This is a genomic window from Natronomonas sp. CBA1123 (assembly GCF_009741925.1).
In the GTDB taxonomy this organism is placed as follows: domain Archaea; phylum Halobacteriota; class Halobacteria; order Halobacteriales; family Haloarculaceae; genus Natronomonas.
The window spans coordinates 1-16,761 of sequence record NZ_WPCC01000001.1 but is presented as its reverse complement, the minus strand read 5'-3'; the positions used below and the strand labels follow the sequence as shown (position 1 = coordinate 16,761).

15 protein-coding genes and 1 pseudogene are annotated in these 16,761 nt (G+C 64.5%); 8 read left to right on the top strand and 8 right to left on the bottom strand.

The genetic code is table 11. From position 1 onward, the window contains the following. Positions 1-14: 14 nt before the first annotated feature. Positions 15-1,826 carry an SLC13 family permease gene (locus GJ631_RS00080; protein ID WP_156707426.1) on the bottom strand — a complete coding sequence of 604 codons (1,812 nt, stop codon included), beginning with the start codon at positions 1,824-1,826 and terminating at the stop codon, positions 15-17. A 64-nt stretch (positions 1,827-1,890) separates the two neighbouring features. Beyond that, the gene (locus GJ631_RS00075; RefSeq protein ID WP_156707191.1) at positions 1,891-2,421 is read right to left on the bottom strand and encodes a DUF1097 domain-containing protein; all 531 of its coding nucleotides are present in this window, start codon (positions 2,419-2,421) and stop codon (positions 1,891-1,893) included. 101 nt (positions 2,422-2,522) lie between these two features. Here GJ631_RS00075 and GJ631_RS00070 point away from each other — a divergent pair, with 101 nt between their 5' ends. From GJ631_RS00070 to carB, 6 genes are all read left to right on the top strand, one after another. Further along, on the top strand, positions 2,523-2,939 hold the full coding sequence (locus tag GJ631_RS00070) for a hypothetical protein (RefSeq protein WP_156707190.1): 417 nt from the start codon (positions 2,523-2,525) through the stop codon (positions 2,937-2,939). A 44-nt stretch (positions 2,940-2,983) separates the two neighbouring features. Beyond that, positions 2,984-3,844: a hypothetical protein gene (locus GJ631_RS00065; protein ID WP_156707189.1), complete on the top strand. Its 861-nt coding sequence runs from the start codon at positions 2,984-2,986 to the stop codon at positions 3,842-3,844. A 45-nt stretch (positions 3,845-3,889) separates the two neighbouring features. After that, entirely contained in the window at positions 3,890-4,231 is a 342-nt protein-coding gene (locus GJ631_RS00060) for a hypothetical protein (RefSeq protein ID WP_156707188.1), read from the top strand. 54 nt (positions 4,232-4,285) lie between these two features. After that, positions 4,286-4,816: a DUF5815 family protein gene (locus tag GJ631_RS00055; protein WP_156707187.1), complete on the top strand. Its 531-nt coding sequence runs from the start codon at positions 4,286-4,288 to the stop codon at positions 4,814-4,816. A gap of 141 nt (positions 4,817-4,957) precedes the next feature. Further along, a complete protein-coding gene (locus GJ631_RS00050) occupies positions 4,958-5,185 on the top strand; it encodes a hypothetical protein (RefSeq protein ID WP_156707186.1) in 228 nt (75 codons plus the stop codon). A gap of 149 nt (positions 5,186-5,334) precedes the next feature. Then, positions 5,335-8,571, top strand: coding sequence for a carbamoyl-phosphate synthase large subunit (gene carB / locus GJ631_RS00045; RefSeq protein WP_156707185.1), 3,237 nt, complete (start codon positions 5,335-5,337; stop codon positions 8,569-8,571). Positions 8,572-8,688: 117 nt separating this feature from the next. Here carB and GJ631_RS00040 read toward each other — a convergent pair whose 3' ends face one another. Next, on the bottom strand, positions 8,689-9,033 hold the full coding sequence (locus GJ631_RS00040; RefSeq protein WP_156707184.1) for a hypothetical protein: 345 nt from the start codon (positions 9,031-9,033) through the stop codon (positions 8,689-8,691). Between the two features lie 95 nt (positions 9,034-9,128). Between GJ631_RS00040 and GJ631_RS00035 the strand changes: the two genes are divergently transcribed. Together GJ631_RS00035 and GJ631_RS00030 are read left to right on the top strand one after the other, a co-directional pair. Beyond that, a complete protein-coding gene (locus GJ631_RS00035) occupies positions 9,129-9,686 on the top strand; it encodes an HD domain-containing protein (RefSeq protein WP_156707183.1) in 558 nt (185 codons plus the stop codon). Positions 9,687-9,737: 51 nt separating this feature from the next. Further along, positions 9,738-11,223: pseudogene (locus GJ631_RS00030) on the top strand (replication factor C large subunit). Here the strand turns inward: GJ631_RS00030 and GJ631_RS00025 are convergent. The 5 genes from GJ631_RS00025 to GJ631_RS00005 all read right to left on the bottom strand — a co-directional run. Further along, positions 11,224-12,243, bottom strand: a complete 1,020-nt coding sequence (locus GJ631_RS00025) for an amino acid ABC transporter permease (protein ID WP_156707182.1) — start codon at positions 12,241-12,243, stop codon at positions 11,224-11,226. Further along, a complete protein-coding gene (locus GJ631_RS00020) occupies positions 12,243-12,974 on the bottom strand; it encodes an amino acid ABC transporter ATP-binding protein (protein ID WP_156707181.1) in 732 nt (243 codons plus the stop codon). Before GJ631_RS00020 ends, GJ631_RS00025 begins: the two co-directional genes overlap by 1 nt. Then, positions 12,971-13,687 (bottom strand): amino acid ABC transporter permease, encoded by a 717-nt coding sequence (locus tag GJ631_RS00015; RefSeq protein ID WP_156707180.1) that lies wholly within the window; start codon positions 13,685-13,687, stop codon positions 12,971-12,973. The genes GJ631_RS00020 and GJ631_RS00015 overlap by 4 nt, the downstream gene beginning before the upstream one ends. A gap of 5 nt (positions 13,688-13,692) precedes the next feature. After that, positions 13,693-14,544 (bottom strand): basic amino acid ABC transporter substrate-binding protein, encoded by an 852-nt coding sequence (locus GJ631_RS00010; protein ID WP_231753825.1) that lies wholly within the window; start codon positions 14,542-14,544, stop codon positions 13,693-13,695. A gap of 255 nt (positions 14,545-14,799) precedes the next feature. Next, positions 14,800-16,761: NADP-dependent malic enzyme (locus tag GJ631_RS00005; RefSeq protein WP_156707179.1), on the bottom strand; the 1,962-nt coding region annotated here is incomplete at its 5' end.

Below are 16,761 nucleotides of genomic sequence, written 5' to 3'. Positions count from 1 at the left end.
CGTGAGGCCGGCGTTCAAACGCCGTACAGCCAGACGATTCCTAGCGTTGTCACAGCGGTGAGAAGCAACTGCAGCGGCGCGCCGACGCGTGCGAAGTCGGTGAACTTGTAGCCACCGGGACCGTACACCATCAGGTTCGTCTGATAGCCGATTGGCGTCAGCATCGCCGTCGAGGCGGCGAAGGTGACCGCCAGCACGAACGCGAAGGGGTCGGCACCCAGCTGAATAGCGGCGTCGTATGCGACCGGCACCATCAACACGACGCTGGCGTTGTTGCTGATGACGTTCGTGACGAGTGCGGTGAACAGATAGAAGACGGCGAGTAAGGCGACCATTCCCAACCCGGCGCTGCCGCCGACGACGAGGTCGGCGAGCCACGCGGCCGCCCCCGACTCCTCCATCGCCACGCCCAGCGGGATGAGCCCTGCGAGCAGGAAGATGACGTTCCAGTCGACGGCGTCGTACACCTCATTGGGCTTGACACAACCGGTGACGACCATTCCGAGGATACCGCCCAGCGCCGATATCATGATGGGGAGGATGTCGAGGGCCGCGAGGGCGACGACGCCGGCGACGATGCCGACGGCGACTGGAATCCGTTCCGTCCGGAAGTACGGCCGGGTGAGTTCCTGGGCGACGACGAAGTTCCGGTCGCGGCCGAAGCGGTTGACCGTGTCTTCGGTGGCCTGTATCAACAGCGTGTCGCCGGGGCGAAGGTGGCGTTTGTCCATCCGCTGGTGGATGATTTCGCCACCGCGGCGAATCGCGAGGACCGTCGCGTCGTAGCGCTGCCGGAAGTTCAGCGTCTCGAGGGTCTCTCCGATGAGGTTCGTATCGGGGGTGAGGACGATTTCGACGAGGCGCTGTTCGCCCTCCTCGCGTACGTCGCTTTCCTCCCCTTCGAGGAGGTCGTCGGTCGCGTCTACGTCGGGGGCGAAATCCAGCCCCTCGGCGTCCATCAGGCCGACGAGACTCCCGCGGTCGACGCGCAACACGAGGATGTCACCCTCCCGGACGACCTTTCTGGACAGCGGTTCGTTGAACGACTTCCGGTCGCGGATGAGTTGGACGATATCGGCGTCGACCTCGATGTCGGATAGCGCTTCGTCGACCGACCGGCCGACCATCGGCGAGTCCGCCCGGACAACGACCTCGGTGAGGTACTGCTTCATCTCGAACTCGTCGGTGAGTTCCGTTCTGGCTTTGATGCGCTCGGGGAGGAGTCGCGGCCCGAACGCCAGCAGATACAGCGTTCCCGAGACGAGAACCAAAAGCCCCAGCGCCGTGAACTCGAACATCGAGAACGGTTCGGTCGCAGCGCCGCCGATTCGGTCGTAGACGTCGGAGGCGAGGATGTTCGTCGACGTGCCGATGAGCGTCAGCATACCGCCCATCATCGACGCGAAGGAGACGGGGATGAGCAACTTCGACGGCGAGATGCCGGTTCGGTCCGACAGTTCGGTCACCATCGGAATCATCACCGCGACGACCGGCGTGTTGTTGATGAACCCGGCGCTACCGCCGGCGAGACCCAGCACTGCCGCCAGTTGCCCGAAGGGGCTCTCGCCGAACCGGTCGGCGATTTCCCGACCGATGATGTTGACGACGCCGGTCCGTCGGATACCCTCCGAGAGAACGAACATCGCAAGCACCGTCACCGTCGCCGAGGAGGCAAACCCGGAGACGCCGTCTGTGGGCGTGACGCCGGTCCACGGCTCCAGAACGACCAGCGAGACGAGAACGCCGATGGCCGTGATGTCGATGGGAACCGGCTCGGCGACGAAGAGGACCAACGCGACGAGGATGACCGCGAAGACGACGAGCATCTCCGTCGTCAGCCCGGTGCCGGCGAGGAGGGGAAACACGCTCTCGGATTCACTGGAGCGCCGCCTAAAGGTTCTGGTCGGGGGTGAGCCGCGAGGACAGTTCGTCCGCGCCGAGGCCGATGACCGCGCCAAACAGCATCGACACCACGGCGGCCAGCGTCTCACCGGGGAGGCCGGCCACGCCGAAGGCCGTCGCTTCAGCGGCTTCGACGCTGAACATCGTTGCGTATCCGAAGAACGCACCCGGCGTGAACGACAGCAACGGGACGGTTTCATGGAGACTTGCGAGGAACATGAACCCGCCGACGACGAGGCTGAGCGCGAGGACGCCGCCTCCGAAGAGGCCGTCGACGATAGCGAGCGTGGCGGCAGCGTAGAGGATGCCCGCGAAATTGCTCGCGTACCCGCGAACGAGTGCGTCGAGGCCGCTCCCCGCGGCGAAGAACGTTGCCGACGCGATGAACGACGGCCACAACGGTATTTCGAGCCCTGCGACGAAGCCGTAGGTCCACGGCACCGAGGCGATGCCGAAGACGACGGCGAGTGCGGGAACTCGGTTCCACTCCGCGAGCGCACCCGGACGGACGGAACCCATACCCGCTCCGTCGACGGGGGCGCCGATAACTGTCCGGGTCAAAGGCGGGACCGTCTCCCCGTATCCAAAGTGTTTTCTCCGGTGGCCTCCCCCACTCGCGTATGGATGGCGGCGGCTCTACGGACATGACACTCGCGTTCGAGCTGGAGGCGCTCAAGCGGCTTGCACGGCCCGAAGAGGTGTTCTCCGACGCTCGCACGTGGAGTGAGTACGTCGGTGTCGTCTCCGATAAGCCGACGTACGTCGTGACGAACTTCACGCGGAAGAACCGAATCAGACAGGACTTCTTCTCCGGGCCGCGGGGCCGCGAGGAGAGCCTCGAAAACGTCAAGAAACAGTTCGACACCGACCGACACGTCTTCATCGGCGTCGACGACGACGATGCCGCTCTCGCCGAGACGGTCGACTGGGAGTTCCTCCCGGTCGAACAGGCAGCCGAGGCCGCCGAGTGGGACCTCGGCGACCCCGAAGACGAATCCGGCGACGACGACGGTGAGGAACGCGACGACTGGCCCTAACGGTTTCGGCCACGCTTAAGAGGCCCGCGGGCGCCCACTCGTCTATGAGTCTCGACATCGGCGAGGCGTTCAGCGACGGTACCTCCAGAACGTTCGCCAAGAACGGCCTGCTGTTGGCGGCGGCCTTCGCGGTTGTCACCCTCCTCTTCGGCGTTTTCGCACAGACGCTTTCGGTCGGGTTACTCGAAGCGATGCTCGAATCGTTCCAGGGGCTGTCGCCGCAGGAACTCAACGTCAGCCAACAGGAGTACGAGACGCTGATTTCGGACCTCCAGACACAGGTGGAGGCGGCTCGGGAGTCCTCGCCGCTCGCGTTGGGCCTTCCTGCGGGCGTCGCAGCGGGCGCCCTCCTCGCGCTCTCGCTGGTTTCGGAAACGGTCTCCATCGTCGCCGTGCGGACGTTCGCTGCCGCCGACTCCGAGGCGGTCTCACGTGACCGCCTCACCGAGAACATCCTGCTCGCGACGCTCAACGGCTTTATCGGCAGCATCGTCGTCTGGGGGCTCATCATCGTCGGGTCGGTGTTCTTCCTGTTGCCGGGGATATTCTTCGCGGTCGTGTTCCTCTTCATGCGCCAGCGAATCGCCATCGAGAACGAGAACTTCGTCGAGGCGATGGCCGAATCGTGGCGGCTGACGAAGGGCCACCGCATCGAGGTGTTCGCTCTCGGATTGCTCGTCGTCGTCGTCTCGCTCATCGACGAACTGGTCGGGTCGGTTCTGAGCCTCGTTTCGCCCATCGCGAGTGCAGTGATTACCGCCGCCGTCGGCGGGGTCGTCTTGGCCTTCGGCGCCGCGGTCGTCACGCGCGGCTACGTCCAACTCGAAGCGGGCGAGAGGGAGCCCGACGACGAGGACGCCGACCCCTACGACGCGGCACTCGGGCCGGACGACATCCCGGAATAACGGCCAAGAGGTTATTTCTCACTGCGGGTCGTACTCTGACCACGTATGAGCGACCCGGATATCGAAGTCGACGTGGAGGTCGAGGTAGCGGTCGACGAGGACGAACTCGAAATCGAGGTCGGGGATGCGACCGAGGCCGAGGCTGAACTGGAGACCGACGGCGTGGAAATCGAAGTCGAGGTGGAAGTCGAGCGGCACGCCGCCGACGAGAACTACGAAGCAGTAGAGGGAGACGACGCCGGTGAAGACGAATTCGAGGAAAACGACACGGAGGAAGATGACGGAGACGCTAACTCCGAGGAACTGTCGTCGGAAAGCGACGACGAAGACGGGGAGGCGGCCGACGACGACGAAGACGGGGAAGCGGACAACGACGACGAGCCGTGAGGTTGACCGTCGCGGAACGCTGTTTTTAACCCCGCAGACGACCGAGAGTGACCAATGGCAGAACCGCGCGTTCCGGGCGACGACCCGGGCACACTCGAGTTGGCGTGTGGCGAGACGGTTCACGCTCGGGACATCGACATGGGGATGCGCGACGTTCGCTGTGACTGCGGCGAGCGCCACGCCGTCGTCGTCGACGTCCACCCTGTCTCCCGGTTCGTCCCCGAATCCATCGCCGACGTGTTGCGCGAGACCATCGAGACCGCCGACGAGTTCCCCGAGTTCGGCATCGCCCACGTGATGGGTATCGTCTTAGAGGAGTTTCCCGACGAGGTCGCCGTCGCCGACGTGAGCGAGGACGGCTCTATCGGCTACGCTATCGTGTGGGTCACCGACTTCGACTCCCGACGGCTCCACGAGACCGTCGTCGAGTTGCTCGTGGAGTTGATGGAACACGCCGCCAGCCACGGCGACAGCGACACCGCCTCGGCGTTCGAAGAACAGATGCTGGAGTTCGATGTCGAGGCGTTCGTCGAACAGTACCGCGAACAGCGGGACTTCGAGTCGGAAGTCGACACGCCGGTGTGACACGGCGTCACACGAATTCGGGATTCGGTGTCTGACGAACGTCGGCGATTCCATCCGTGCTCCGTCTCTCGGTTTCCGTCGTCCACTCGTCCGACGTTTGTCTGACGGGGTGTTATGGTATGTGGGCACATGTGTAAGAACATGCGCATACGCCGGGGTGAGTTCGAGCGCATCCGAACCGTGCTGTCGAAAGCCGACCCCGAGGAGCCGCTGACGGCTCGGGAGATTCTCGACCTCCTCGAGGAGCACGGCGAGGAGTTCGACAGCGCTCACCAGGTTGCGACCGTTCTCGGCCGAGAGGCACAGGTCGGCGAAGTCGAAGTCATCGACGGCCAGCCCTATCGGTACCGACTCGGCGAAGTGAACTGATTATTTGTCGCGTCGTCGCTGCTTCGCCCCCGAGCGACAGCGCTGGCGCCGCCTGCAACAAACCTCTTTCGATTCGAAATTCGTACTCGCGTTACGATATCCGCATTCTATCGCCGGGCTTATTACGATGTGCGGATTGGAGTCGAGTAATGCCAGACGAGGACCGCACTATCCTGCTCATCGGCAGCGGACCCATTCAAATCGGACAGGCGGCCGAGTTCGACTACTCCGGCGCACAGGCGTGCCGGGCGCTCCAGGAGGAAGGCGCTCGGGTCGTCCTCGTCAACTCCAATCCGGCGACCATCATGACGGACCCCGAGATGGCCGACAAGGTGTACGTCGAACCCATCACCACCGAGGCCATCGCCGAGGTCATCCGCGAGGAGAAACCCGACGGCGTCATCGCCGGCCTCGGCGGCCAGACCGGCCTGAACGTCACCGCCGAACTCGCCGAGGAGGGCGTCCTCGAGGAACACGACGTCGAAATCATGGGGACGCCGCTGGACACCATCTACGCGACGGAGGACCGCCAACTGTTCCGCGAACGGATGCGGAATATCGGCGAACCCGTGTGCAGCTCAGCGACCATCGAGTCGATGGACGAAATCGAAGACGCCGTCGAGGAAGTCGGCGGCCTGCCGGTCATCGCTCGTACGGCTTACACCCTCGGTGGGTCGGGCTCCGGCGTCGTCGACGACATGGACGAACTGCGGGAAATAGCCCGCAAGGGATTCCAGCTCTCCCGGAACCACGAAGTCCAGATTACCGAGTCCATCGCCGGCTGGGTCGAACTCGAATACGAGGTGATGCGGGACGCCGACGACTCCTGTATCATCATCTGCAACATGGAGAACATCGACCCGATGGGCATCCACACCGGCGAGTCGACAGTCGTCACGCCCAGTCAGGTCATCCCCGACGAGGCCCACCAAGAGATGCGCGACTCGGCGCTGAAAGTCATCCGCGAGTTGGGCATCGAAGGCGGCTGTAACATCCAACACGCCTGGCGCGACGACGGCACTCCCTCCGGGGAGTACCGCGTCGTCGAGGTCAACCCCCGCGTCTCGCGGTCCTCGGCGCTGGCCTCGAAGGCGACGGGTTACCCAATCGCCCGCGTCACCGCGAAGGTGGCGATGGGCAAGCGCCTCCACGAAATCGACAACGAAATCACCGGCGAGACCACGGCGGCGTTCGAACCCGCAATCGACTACGTCGTCACGAAGGTCCCACGGTGGCCGAAGGACAAGTTCTCCGACGTGGAGTTCGAACTCGGCCCGGCGATGAAGTCGACGGGCGAGGCGATGTCCATCGGTCGAACGTTCGAGGAGTCGATGCTGAAGGCGCTGCGGTCCTCGGAGTACGACCCGGCCGTCGACTGGGCCGACGTAGACGACGAGGAACTCGAAGAACAGTACCTCATCAGGCCGACGCCGGACCGTCCCTACGCCATCTTCGAGGCCTTCGAGCGCGGCTACACCGTCGATAAAATCGTCGAGTTGACTGGCATTTACGAGTGGTACGTCGAGCGGTTCAAGCGTATCGCCGATGCCGCAGAGGCCGCCCAAAACGGCGAGTTCCAGATTGCCGCCGATGCCGGCTTCACCAATCAGGAGGTCACCGCCATCGCCGGCGGCGAGTTCAACGACACTCACGCCTCCTGGATACCCTCCGAGGTACGGGACGCCGACGAAGACGACGAGGGCCGGCCGGTCGAAACAGACGGCGCCGGCGTCACGGTCGAGGACGTGGAGAACGAAACCTCCAGTCGCACCTACAAGCAGGTCGACACCTGTGCCGGCGAGTTCCGTGCCTCCACCCCGTACTACTACTCCGCGCGTGAACCACCCACGGGACAGGGCGCAAGCGAGGTGCAGGTCGACCGCGACGTCGAGTCGGTCGTGGTCGTCGGCGGCGGCCCCATCCGCATCGGACAGGGCGTCGAGTTCGACTACTGTGCGGTCCACGCCGTGCGCGCCCTCCGCGAGGAGGGCATCGACGCCCACGTCGTCAACAACAACCCCGAGACGGTTTCGACGGACTACGACACCTCCGACGGCCTGTTCTTCGAGCCCATCACGGCCGAAGAGGTCGCCGACATCATCGAGGAGACCAACGCCGACGGCGTGATGGTCCAGTTCGGCGGTCAGACCTCCGTCAACGTCGGTGACCCACTCGAGAAGGAACTCGAACGCCGCGACCTCGACTGTGAAATCATGGGCACGTCCGTCGAGGCGATGGACCTCGCGGAGGACCGCGACCGGTTCAACGTCCTGATGGACGAACTCGGCATCAGCCAGCCGAAGGGCGGCACGGCGACGAGCGAGGAAGAGGCGCTGGAACTCGCCCACGACATCGGCTATCCCGTCCTCGTTCGCCCCTCCTACGTGCTGGGCGGCCGCGCGATGGACGTGGTGTACTCCGACGAGGAACTGAAGGAGTACATCGAGGAGGCGGTTCGCGTCGCCCCCGACAAGCCCATCCTCGTCGACGAGTTCCTCGCCGACGCCGTCGAACTCGACGTCGACGCAGTCGCCGACGGCGACGACGTACTCATCGGCGGCATCATGGAACACGTCGAGGCCGCCGGTGTCCACTCCGGGGACTCGGCCTGTATGATTCCGCCGCGCTCGCTGTCTCAGGAGACGCTCGAACGCGTCCGCGAGGTGGCACTCGACATCGCCCGCGCGCTCGACACCGTCGGCCTGCTGAACGTCCAACTCGCGGTCCGCGACGGCGAGGTGTACGTCTTAGAGGCCAACCCCCGTTCCTCTCGTACCGTGCCGTTCGTCTCGAAGGCCACGGGCGTTCCCATCGCCAAACTCGCGGCGAAGGTGATGGCCGGCCAGTCGCTGGACGAGCTTCAGGCCCACGAGCAGATTCCCGAACACGTCTCCGTGAAGGAAGTCGTCCTGCCGTTCGACCGCCTGCCGGGTAGCGACCCCCGTCTCGGCCCCGAGATGAAATCCACCGGCGAGGTCATGGGGACGGCACGCTCCTTCGGGAAGGCGTACCTGAAGGCCCAGTCCTCGACCGGCAAGCCCATCCCGACCGAGGGGACTGCCGTCGTCGACCTCGAAACCCTTCGCGGGATGTCCCAGAAGAACGAGGACATCTCCGACGTGCGCGAGGGCGCCGAACGCAACTTCGAGGTACACGAGAAAGACGACTTCGAGGACCTCGAACAGGCCATCCGTGACGGCGAAATCGACGTCATCTTCTCGCGGGACCGCGACGTTCTGGAGGTCGCCGTCGAGGAGACGGTGACCTACTTCTCGACGGTGCCGAGCGCCCGCGCGGCGCTCGAGGCCATCGAGACGAAGGACGAACCGCTGGACGTGATGGCGCTGTCGGAGCGGCCGACCGAGCGCCGCAACTGGGGCGAGTGACGCCCTCGGCTGAGACACGGTAGCTGAACCCCGCGGTCGCCTTCTCCGTCAGGGTGCGCCCCACGCGACTCCGGCGTAGCGACACGTCGGTCGTCGGTATCGAGCCGTCTGTCGACGTTACTCCAACAGCGGTGCGATTCGCTCGTCGCTTCGGAGCGCCGACCGCACCGCCTCGGGGTGGCTCGTCAGCGAATATTCGAGTCGGCCCTTGCCGACGGGCGAGTGGCTGTCGGGTGAGGACTCCTCGACGAACTCGGATTCGACCAGCGTGTTGAGCGCGCGCATCACGTCGGCTTCGGTCAGGTGGCCGGCCGCATCGGTGTCCGTCTTCTCGAGTCGGTCTGTGGCCAACTCGCGTATCTCCGCTGAGTTCGCCGGTGTCGCCCCCTCGGTCGAGAGGTCAGCTAAACAGCAGAGGATGATTCGCTGGGCCAGTGTCGTCCCGTCGATGTCGTCGACCATACAGAGTGATTCGGCACGCACCGCATAAGTCCTGCCCACGACTGAGGTCGGACGGGTTCCACAGCGTTTAGCGGCCTGCCCGTCGTCGTGGTCGTATGGACATCGAGGACGTGTTCCCAGAAATCGAGAGCATCGACGACGACACCCTCCGAACTGGCGTCGCCTCGGCGTGGACTACTGCGGCCGGCATCAACGGACTCGACGTCGAGGACCTCCCCGACGTGCCGTGGTTTCCGCCGGCGCAACGCGAGTTGGACATCGAGGCGGAGGAGGCTTCCCTCGTCGAGCACGTCCGGGACGTGACCTCGTGTGCGGTCGGCCTCGCCGAATCGTTGCTCGCCCGCGATTCGGACATCGACATCGACCTCGATGTCGTCATCGCGGGTGCGCTCGTCCACGACGTCTCGAAACCCTACGAGTTCGACGGGATGGAGACGACGGAGGTCGGCGACCTGTTGGGACATCCCCACTACGGCGTGGCGGTCGTCTCCCGTGCCAACCTCCCGGTCGAAATCGCCCATATCGTTCTCTCGCACTCCTCGCGGACGACGGTCGAACCGGCGACGCTGGAGGCCGAAATCGTCCGCCGGGCCGACGAGGTGGCGGCCGCGGGGATTCGCTCGAAGGCCGTCGACGACCTCCGGGAAGCGTAGACCGTCGGTCGCTCCGCAACCACTTTACCCGCCACGTGCCTCCCTCCGACAATGAGTGATTGGACGGAAAAATACCGCCCCTCGACGCTGTCGGAGGTCCGCGGCAACGACAAGGCCCGCGACGCGCTGAAGGAGTGGGCCGACACGTGGGACGACCACGGCGAGGCGGTCGTCCTCCACGGCTCGCCGGGCGTCGGGAAGACCTCAGCGGCCCACGCCTTGGCCAACGACATGGGGTGGCCGGTGATGGAGCTCAACGCCTCGAACTCCCGGACGAAGGACGAAATCGACCGCGTCGCGGGGCGGGCTGCCTCGAACACGACGCTCGGTGGCTCCCGACAACTCATCATCTTAGACGAGGCCGACAACCTCCATCAGCACAAGGACCGCGGCGGCGCGGCGGCGATGACGCGACTGGTGAAAAGCGCCACCCAACCCATCGTCCTCATCGCCAACGACTACTACGAGATGTCGTCAGGACTCCGGAGTGCCTGCCGCGACATCGAGTTCCGCGACATCTCCTCGCGCTCTATCGTCCCCGTCCTCCGGGACATCTGCCGACAGGAGAACGTCGCCTTCGAGGAGTCGGTGCTAAAGGGCATCGCCGAGCAAAATCGTGGTGACCTTCGAGGCGCCATCAAGGACCTCCAATCACGGGAACGCGACGGCGAGATACGTCCCGAGGGCGAGGAGAGCGACCGCGACAAGACGGTCGACATCTTCTCGTTTCTCGATGCTGTTCTGAAAGAGGAGTCCGCCGAAGACGCCCTCCAGACGGCTTACTCGGTCGACGAGACGCCCGACGACCTGTTGCAGTGGATAGAGGACAAGGTACCCAAGGTGTACGAGGGTGACGAACTCGCCGACGCCTACGAACACCTCGCCGACGCCGACGTGTGGCTCGGTCGGGTTCGTGCGACCCAGAACTACAGTTACTGGCGCTACGCCACCGACAACGTCGCGGCAGGCGTCGCGGCGGTTAGACGGTCCGAACGCGGCGGCTGGACTCGCTACGGCGGCGCGCCGTATCGGTCCTCGCGGGACTCGACGCGGGACTACATCGCCCAGAAAATCGCCGAAACCGCCGGCGTTTCGACGGCGACCGCCCGCCGGGAAATCATGCCGTATCTGGCGGCGATGACCCACCACTGTCGGAACCGCGACCTCACGGTCCGGATGGTCGCTCGCTACGACCTCGACGCCGAACACGTCTCCTTCATAACCGGGTCGGGGAAGACGACCAACAAGGTGCAGGGAATCGTCGAGGACGCCGAGGAACTGCTCGAACAGGAGGCCGTCGACCACTCCGGGGGGGGCCTTCGCCCAACTGGAGTCGGCGGCCGACGACGGCGACGAGACGGACGGCGAGGCGACAAGCGACGACAGCGACGCTAGTGGCACCCTCGCTGATTTCGGCGGTTCGGAGACCGCAGACGACGGTACCGATGCCGACAGTGGGGCCGAACAGACGACCGAGGAACGCGCCGAAGCGGCCGAAGACGACGACGGGCAGGCCGGTCTCTCGGATTTCATGTAATCAGTCGCGTCGGGCGGAGGACCCGAGTCCCGGAATCGCCACCGCCGATTCGAGTTTCGACATCGCCAGCGCCGTCGTCAACACCAAGGCGAGATAGAACAGCGCGGCGATGACGTAGATATCGGTGAACTGGAAGGTATCGGAGCCGATGTTTCGGGCCTGCCGGAACAGTTCCGGGACGGTGATAAACGATGCCAGTGAGGAGTACTTGATGAGGTAGACGAACTCGTTGGTCCAGCCGGGGATGGCAAAGCGCAGTCCCTGTGGGAGGACGACGTGTCTGATGCCGTCGAGTTTCGAGAGGCCGACGGCCCGCGCGGCCGTCAGTTGGCCGGCGTCGACCGACTGCAGGGCGGACCGGATGTACTCCGATTGGTACGCCGAGGAGTTGATGGTGAAGCCGATTATCGCGACGAGAATCGACGCCCGCGGAATCGCGCCCTCGCCGACGAACGCGAAACCGTTGAAGAAACTCGCAAGCGGCAGCCCGAAGTAGAGGAAAAACAGCTGTGCGAGCAACGGCGTCCCGCGGATGAGTTCGGTGTAGACGAGCGAAATCCCCGAGAGAATCGGCCCGCCGTACACCCGTGCGACCGACAGCGGCACGGCGATGACCAGCCCGAACAGCATCGAGAGGATGGTGAGATACACCGTGATGAACGCCCCGGAGGCGAGTGCGGGCTCGGTCGTCGTCGCAAAGGCCGCGAGTTCGAACGGCCACGCTGCCCACCCGACGAGGAACTCGAGGGGGCCGAAGGCACTCTGGACGCTCAGGATGGCCTCGGCGACGGCTTCGAACGGTGCTGCTGGAAGCCACGGCTCCTGTTGGCGGTAGCCCAACTCCGAGCGAACGAGGTCCGGAAACCCCAACGCGGTGAACAGGCGGTCCAACAGCGTGTTGTGGTAGGCCCACCGGGCGAGCAGCCACGTCCAGAAGACGGCCCCGACTGCGATGACGACTAGCCGCTTTCGCCCCGGAATCTCACCGACCGTCGACCCTCTGACTTCTATTTCGCTCATCAGTGGAGGTCGGTCAGTTCACCGAGGAACTGTCTCGTGCGGTCGTGTTCGGGGGTATCGAACAGCTGTTCGGGCGGGCCGCGCTCGACGATGCGACCCTCGTCGAGGAACGTCAGCGTCGACGCCGCCGAGCGAGCAAAGCCCATCTCGTGGGTGACACACAACATCGTCATCCCGCCCTCGGCGAGGTCGCGCATCACTTCCAGCACCTCCCCGATGAGTTCGGGGTCGAGTGCGCTCGTCGGTTCGTCGAAGAGGATGAGTTCGGGGTCCATCGCCAGCGCGCGGGCGATGCCGACGCGTTGTTTCTGGCCGCCGGAGAGCTCCGCCGGGTAGGAGTCGGCCTGTTCGGCGAGGCCGACGCGGCCGAGGTAGTCGTCGGCTTTCGCCTGGGCCTCCTCCTTCGACAGTCCCAGCACCTCGGTCAACCCGAGCGTGACGTTGCCTCGGGCGGTGCGGTGTGCAAAGAGATTGAAGTCCTGAAACACCATGCCGACGCGGCGTCGAAGGTCGTTTTCGTCGATGCCGTGAATCTCCTCGTCGTCGAGGTAGATGGCACCGTCGTCGATTTCGGTGAGTCTGTTGACACACCGGAGCATCGTCGACTTCCCCGAGCCGCTGGGGCCGACGATGACCTCGACGTCCTGGCGGTCCATCTCGAAACTCACGTCGTGCAGTACCTCCTCGTCGCCGTAGGATTTGTCGACGTTCTCGACGCGTAGTAGACTCATTCGTTGCCTCCGGGTGTCGCATAGACGTCTTCGAGACGGTCGAGCGAACGGTTCGTCGTGAACGTGAGTACGAAGTAGATGGCGCTGATGGTGATGATGACCTCCATGGCCGCCGTCCCGCGTCCCGGTTGGAGATACAGGTTCTCGGCGCGAGTCAGGAGTTCGGCCAACCCGATAGCGAAGGCGACGCTCGTGTCCTTGAGAACGATGGTGAACTCGTTTTGAAAGCCGGGCACGGAGCGTCGAAGGGCCTGCGGGAAGACGACCCGACGGATGGCCTGCAGTCTCGTCATCCCGACGGAGCGGGCGGCCTCCATCTGCCCCTCATCGATGGATTGGATGGCACCGCGGAACACCTGTCCCTGGTAGGCGGCGCTCCGGAGCCCCAACGCGAGCGTCGCCGCGACGAACGTACTCAGTTGGATGTCCAGCCACTGGATGTCTCCGAGGTCGGGAATCGGGAGCCCGAAGTGGAACAGGAAGATGAGCACGACGATTGGCGTCCCGCGCAGGACGACGCCGACGGTGCTGACGATGTCCTCCAGCCGCCCGGAGCCGTACACTTCGATGGCGCCGGCCGGAAAGCCAGCGAGGAAGCCGAGGCCGAGGCTCGTCACCGTCAACAGCACGGTGACGATAGTCCCGACCAGCAGGTACGACCCGTTCGAGGCGATGAACGCCCAGTCGCCGGCCTGCAGGAACACCGATTCCATCTATCTCACTCGAAGTACTCGGCGACGAGGTCCTCGTAGGTGCCGTCCTCGCGAATCTCGGCGAGTGCGTCGTTGATGTCGCCGATGCGGTCGTCGTCCTGTCGCATTCCGAGCCCGTACTCCTCGCCGGTTTCGATGACGAAGGCGACCTCGACCGACCGGCTGTCGGCGAAGTTGTTCGCGACCGGCACGTCGATGATGATGGCGTCGACGTTGCCGTTCTCGAGGTCCTCGACCGCCAGCGTGTAGTTGTCGTACTGGCGGTAGTCGTCGCCGTCGACGACGCCCTCCTCGATGAGCCGTTCGGCCTCTGCGGCGCCGGTCGTCCCCGACTGGGCGCCGACGACACGACCCTCAAGGTCGGACTCGCCTTCGGGGGCGAAATCGCCCTCCGAGCTGACCAACACGGACTGGTTGGCCTCGTAGTAGGGGTTCGAGAACGCGATTTGCTCCGACCGCTCGTCGGTAATCGTCATCGCGGCCGCGACGAGGTCGATGTCACCGCCGGTCAACGACGGAATGAGGGAGTCGAACTCGATGTCGACCCAGTCGCCGACCTCGTAGCCGGCGCGGGTAATCGCCTCCTCGGCGAGGTCGACGTCGAAGCCGACCAACTCCCCGTCTTGGGTGTACTCGAACGGCGGGAATCCGGAGGCTGTCCCCGGGACGATTACGTCGTCCCCGTCTCCGTTTCCGTTCCCGTTTCCGTTCCCGTCTCCGTTTCCATTGCCGTTCCCATTGCCGTTTCCGTTGCCGTTCCCACCGTTGCCGAGACAACCCGCAACCGCTGCGGTCGTCCCCGCTGCTCCGACCGTCTTCAGATACGCACGACGGTCCATGCTGAACTTGCGTGCCATACCTCGATTGTCGGGGGAATCCGGTTTCAACGTTTCGACGGAGGCCTGCTGTGGCTGTTCACGTGCTTCGCGGAGAAAGCGGACAGTCGTCCAGACGCGGTCGGTTACTGTCCGTTTGACTGTGCGTCGACGACCGCCACACCGGCCAGATTCACGATGTCCTCCACTTCCATCTTTTTCCGCCTCGGGGTCGCTCCGCTCCCCACTCGGCGCAAAAACATGGGTGAAAAAACCGCAACTAACGAACTCAGTCAGTTACTGTCCGTTTGACTGTGCGTCGACGACCGCAACGCCGGCCAGGTTCACGATGTCTTTCACCTCATCACCGCGCTGGAGGACGTGAACAGGCTTGTCCATGCCAACGAGCATCGGACCGATGGCCTCGGCGCCGCCGAGTCGCTGGAGCAGTTTGTAGGCGATGTTGCCGGCTTCGAGGTTCGGGAAGACCAGCACGTTCGCCGGCTCGTCCAACTCCGAGAAGGAGTAATCGCCGGTCAGCATCTCCTCGACGACCGCCGTGTCCGCCTGCATCTCACCGTCGACCGGGAAGTCGGCCTCGGGGTCCTCGTGGAGCATCTTCGCGGCGTTGCGGGGTTTGCTGGTCCCCTCGTTTCTGACGCTGCCGAAATCGGAGTACGACAGCAGTGCCGCCCGCGGTTCGACGTTGAACCGGCGGGCGAGTTTCGCGGTCTGTTTCGTGATTTCGGCGAGGACGTCTTCGTCTGGCGATTGGTTGACGGTGGCGTCGGCGACGAAGACGACGCGATTCTTGAACGTCAGCATGTACACCCCTGCCGCGTAGTCGGCCTCGGGGTCGGTACCGATGACCTGCAGCGGCGGCCGAAGCGCCGAGGGATAGTGGTGCATAAGCCCCGTCAGCATCGCGTCGGCGTCGCCCATCTCCACCATTACGCTGCCGAGGTAGTTGCCGTCCTCGATGAGTTCGTCGGCCTCCCGGCGGGTGACGCCCTTCCGCTGGCGGAGTTCGTACAGCCGCTCGGCGTAGGGCGCGAGATTGCCCTCCTCGGGGTCGACGATTTCGGGGTCGAAGTCCAATCCGAGCCGTTCGGCGTGCTCCCAGATTTCCTCGCGGTCGCCGATGAGAACCGGTTCGGCGATGCCCTGGTCGACGAGTTGGTGGGCCGCACGCACCATCTTCTCGTCGTCGCCCTCGGCGAGGACCAGACGTTTGGGGTCGCTTTTGGCCTTGTTGAGGACGACTCGCATCATCTCGCGGGACTTCCCGAGTCGCGCCTCCAACCGCTCGGCGTACTTCTGGAGGTCGAGTTCCTTCCGGGCACACCCACTGTCCATCGCCGCCTTCGCCACCGCTGGGGCGACCTCAAAGAGGACGCGGGGGTCGAGCGGTTTGGGGATGATGTAGTTGGGGCCGAACTGCAGGGGTTGGTCGCCGTAGGCTTTGACGACGGCGTCGGGAACGTCCTGTTGGGCCAACTCGGCCAGCGCCTCGGCGGCGGCGACTTTCATCGCCTCGTTGATTTCGGTCGCGCGCACGTCCAGCGCTCCGCGGAAGATGAAGGGGAATCCGAGGACGTTGTTGACTTGATTCGGATAGTCGGAGCGACCCGTTGCCATGATGACCGTGTCGTCGCGGGCGTTCTTCGCCGCCTCGTAGCCGATTTCGGGGTCCGGGTTCGCCATCGCGAAGATGATTGGGTCCGCCGCCATCGACTGGACCATCTCCTCGGAGACCAATCCGCCGACCGAGAGACCGACGAACACGTCGGCGCCCTCCATCGCATCAGCGAGGTCGCCCGCGGGGCGGTCCTGTGCGAACTCCTGTTTGAATTCGTTTACGTCGCCGGACTCGGCGCGTTCCTCGGTGATGATGCCCGAGGAGTCACACATCGTGATGTTGTCGCGGTCGGCGCCCAGAGAGACGTAGAAGCGGGCGGTGGCGAGCGCGGACGCGCCGGCCCCGGAGAAGACGATTTCGATTTCCGAGAGGTCCTTGTCGGCGATTTCGGCGGCGTTCAACAGTGCCGCTCCGGAGATGATGGCCGTCCCGTGTTGGTCGTCGTGGAAGACTGGGATGTCCATCTCCTTTCGGAGCGTTTTCTCGATTTCGAAACACTCCGGCGCCTTGATGTCCTCGAGGTTGATGCCGCCGAAGGTCGGCTCCATCGCCTTCACGGACGTGATTATCTCCTTGGGGTCGTGTTGGTCCAACTCGATGTCGAAGACGTCGATGTCGGC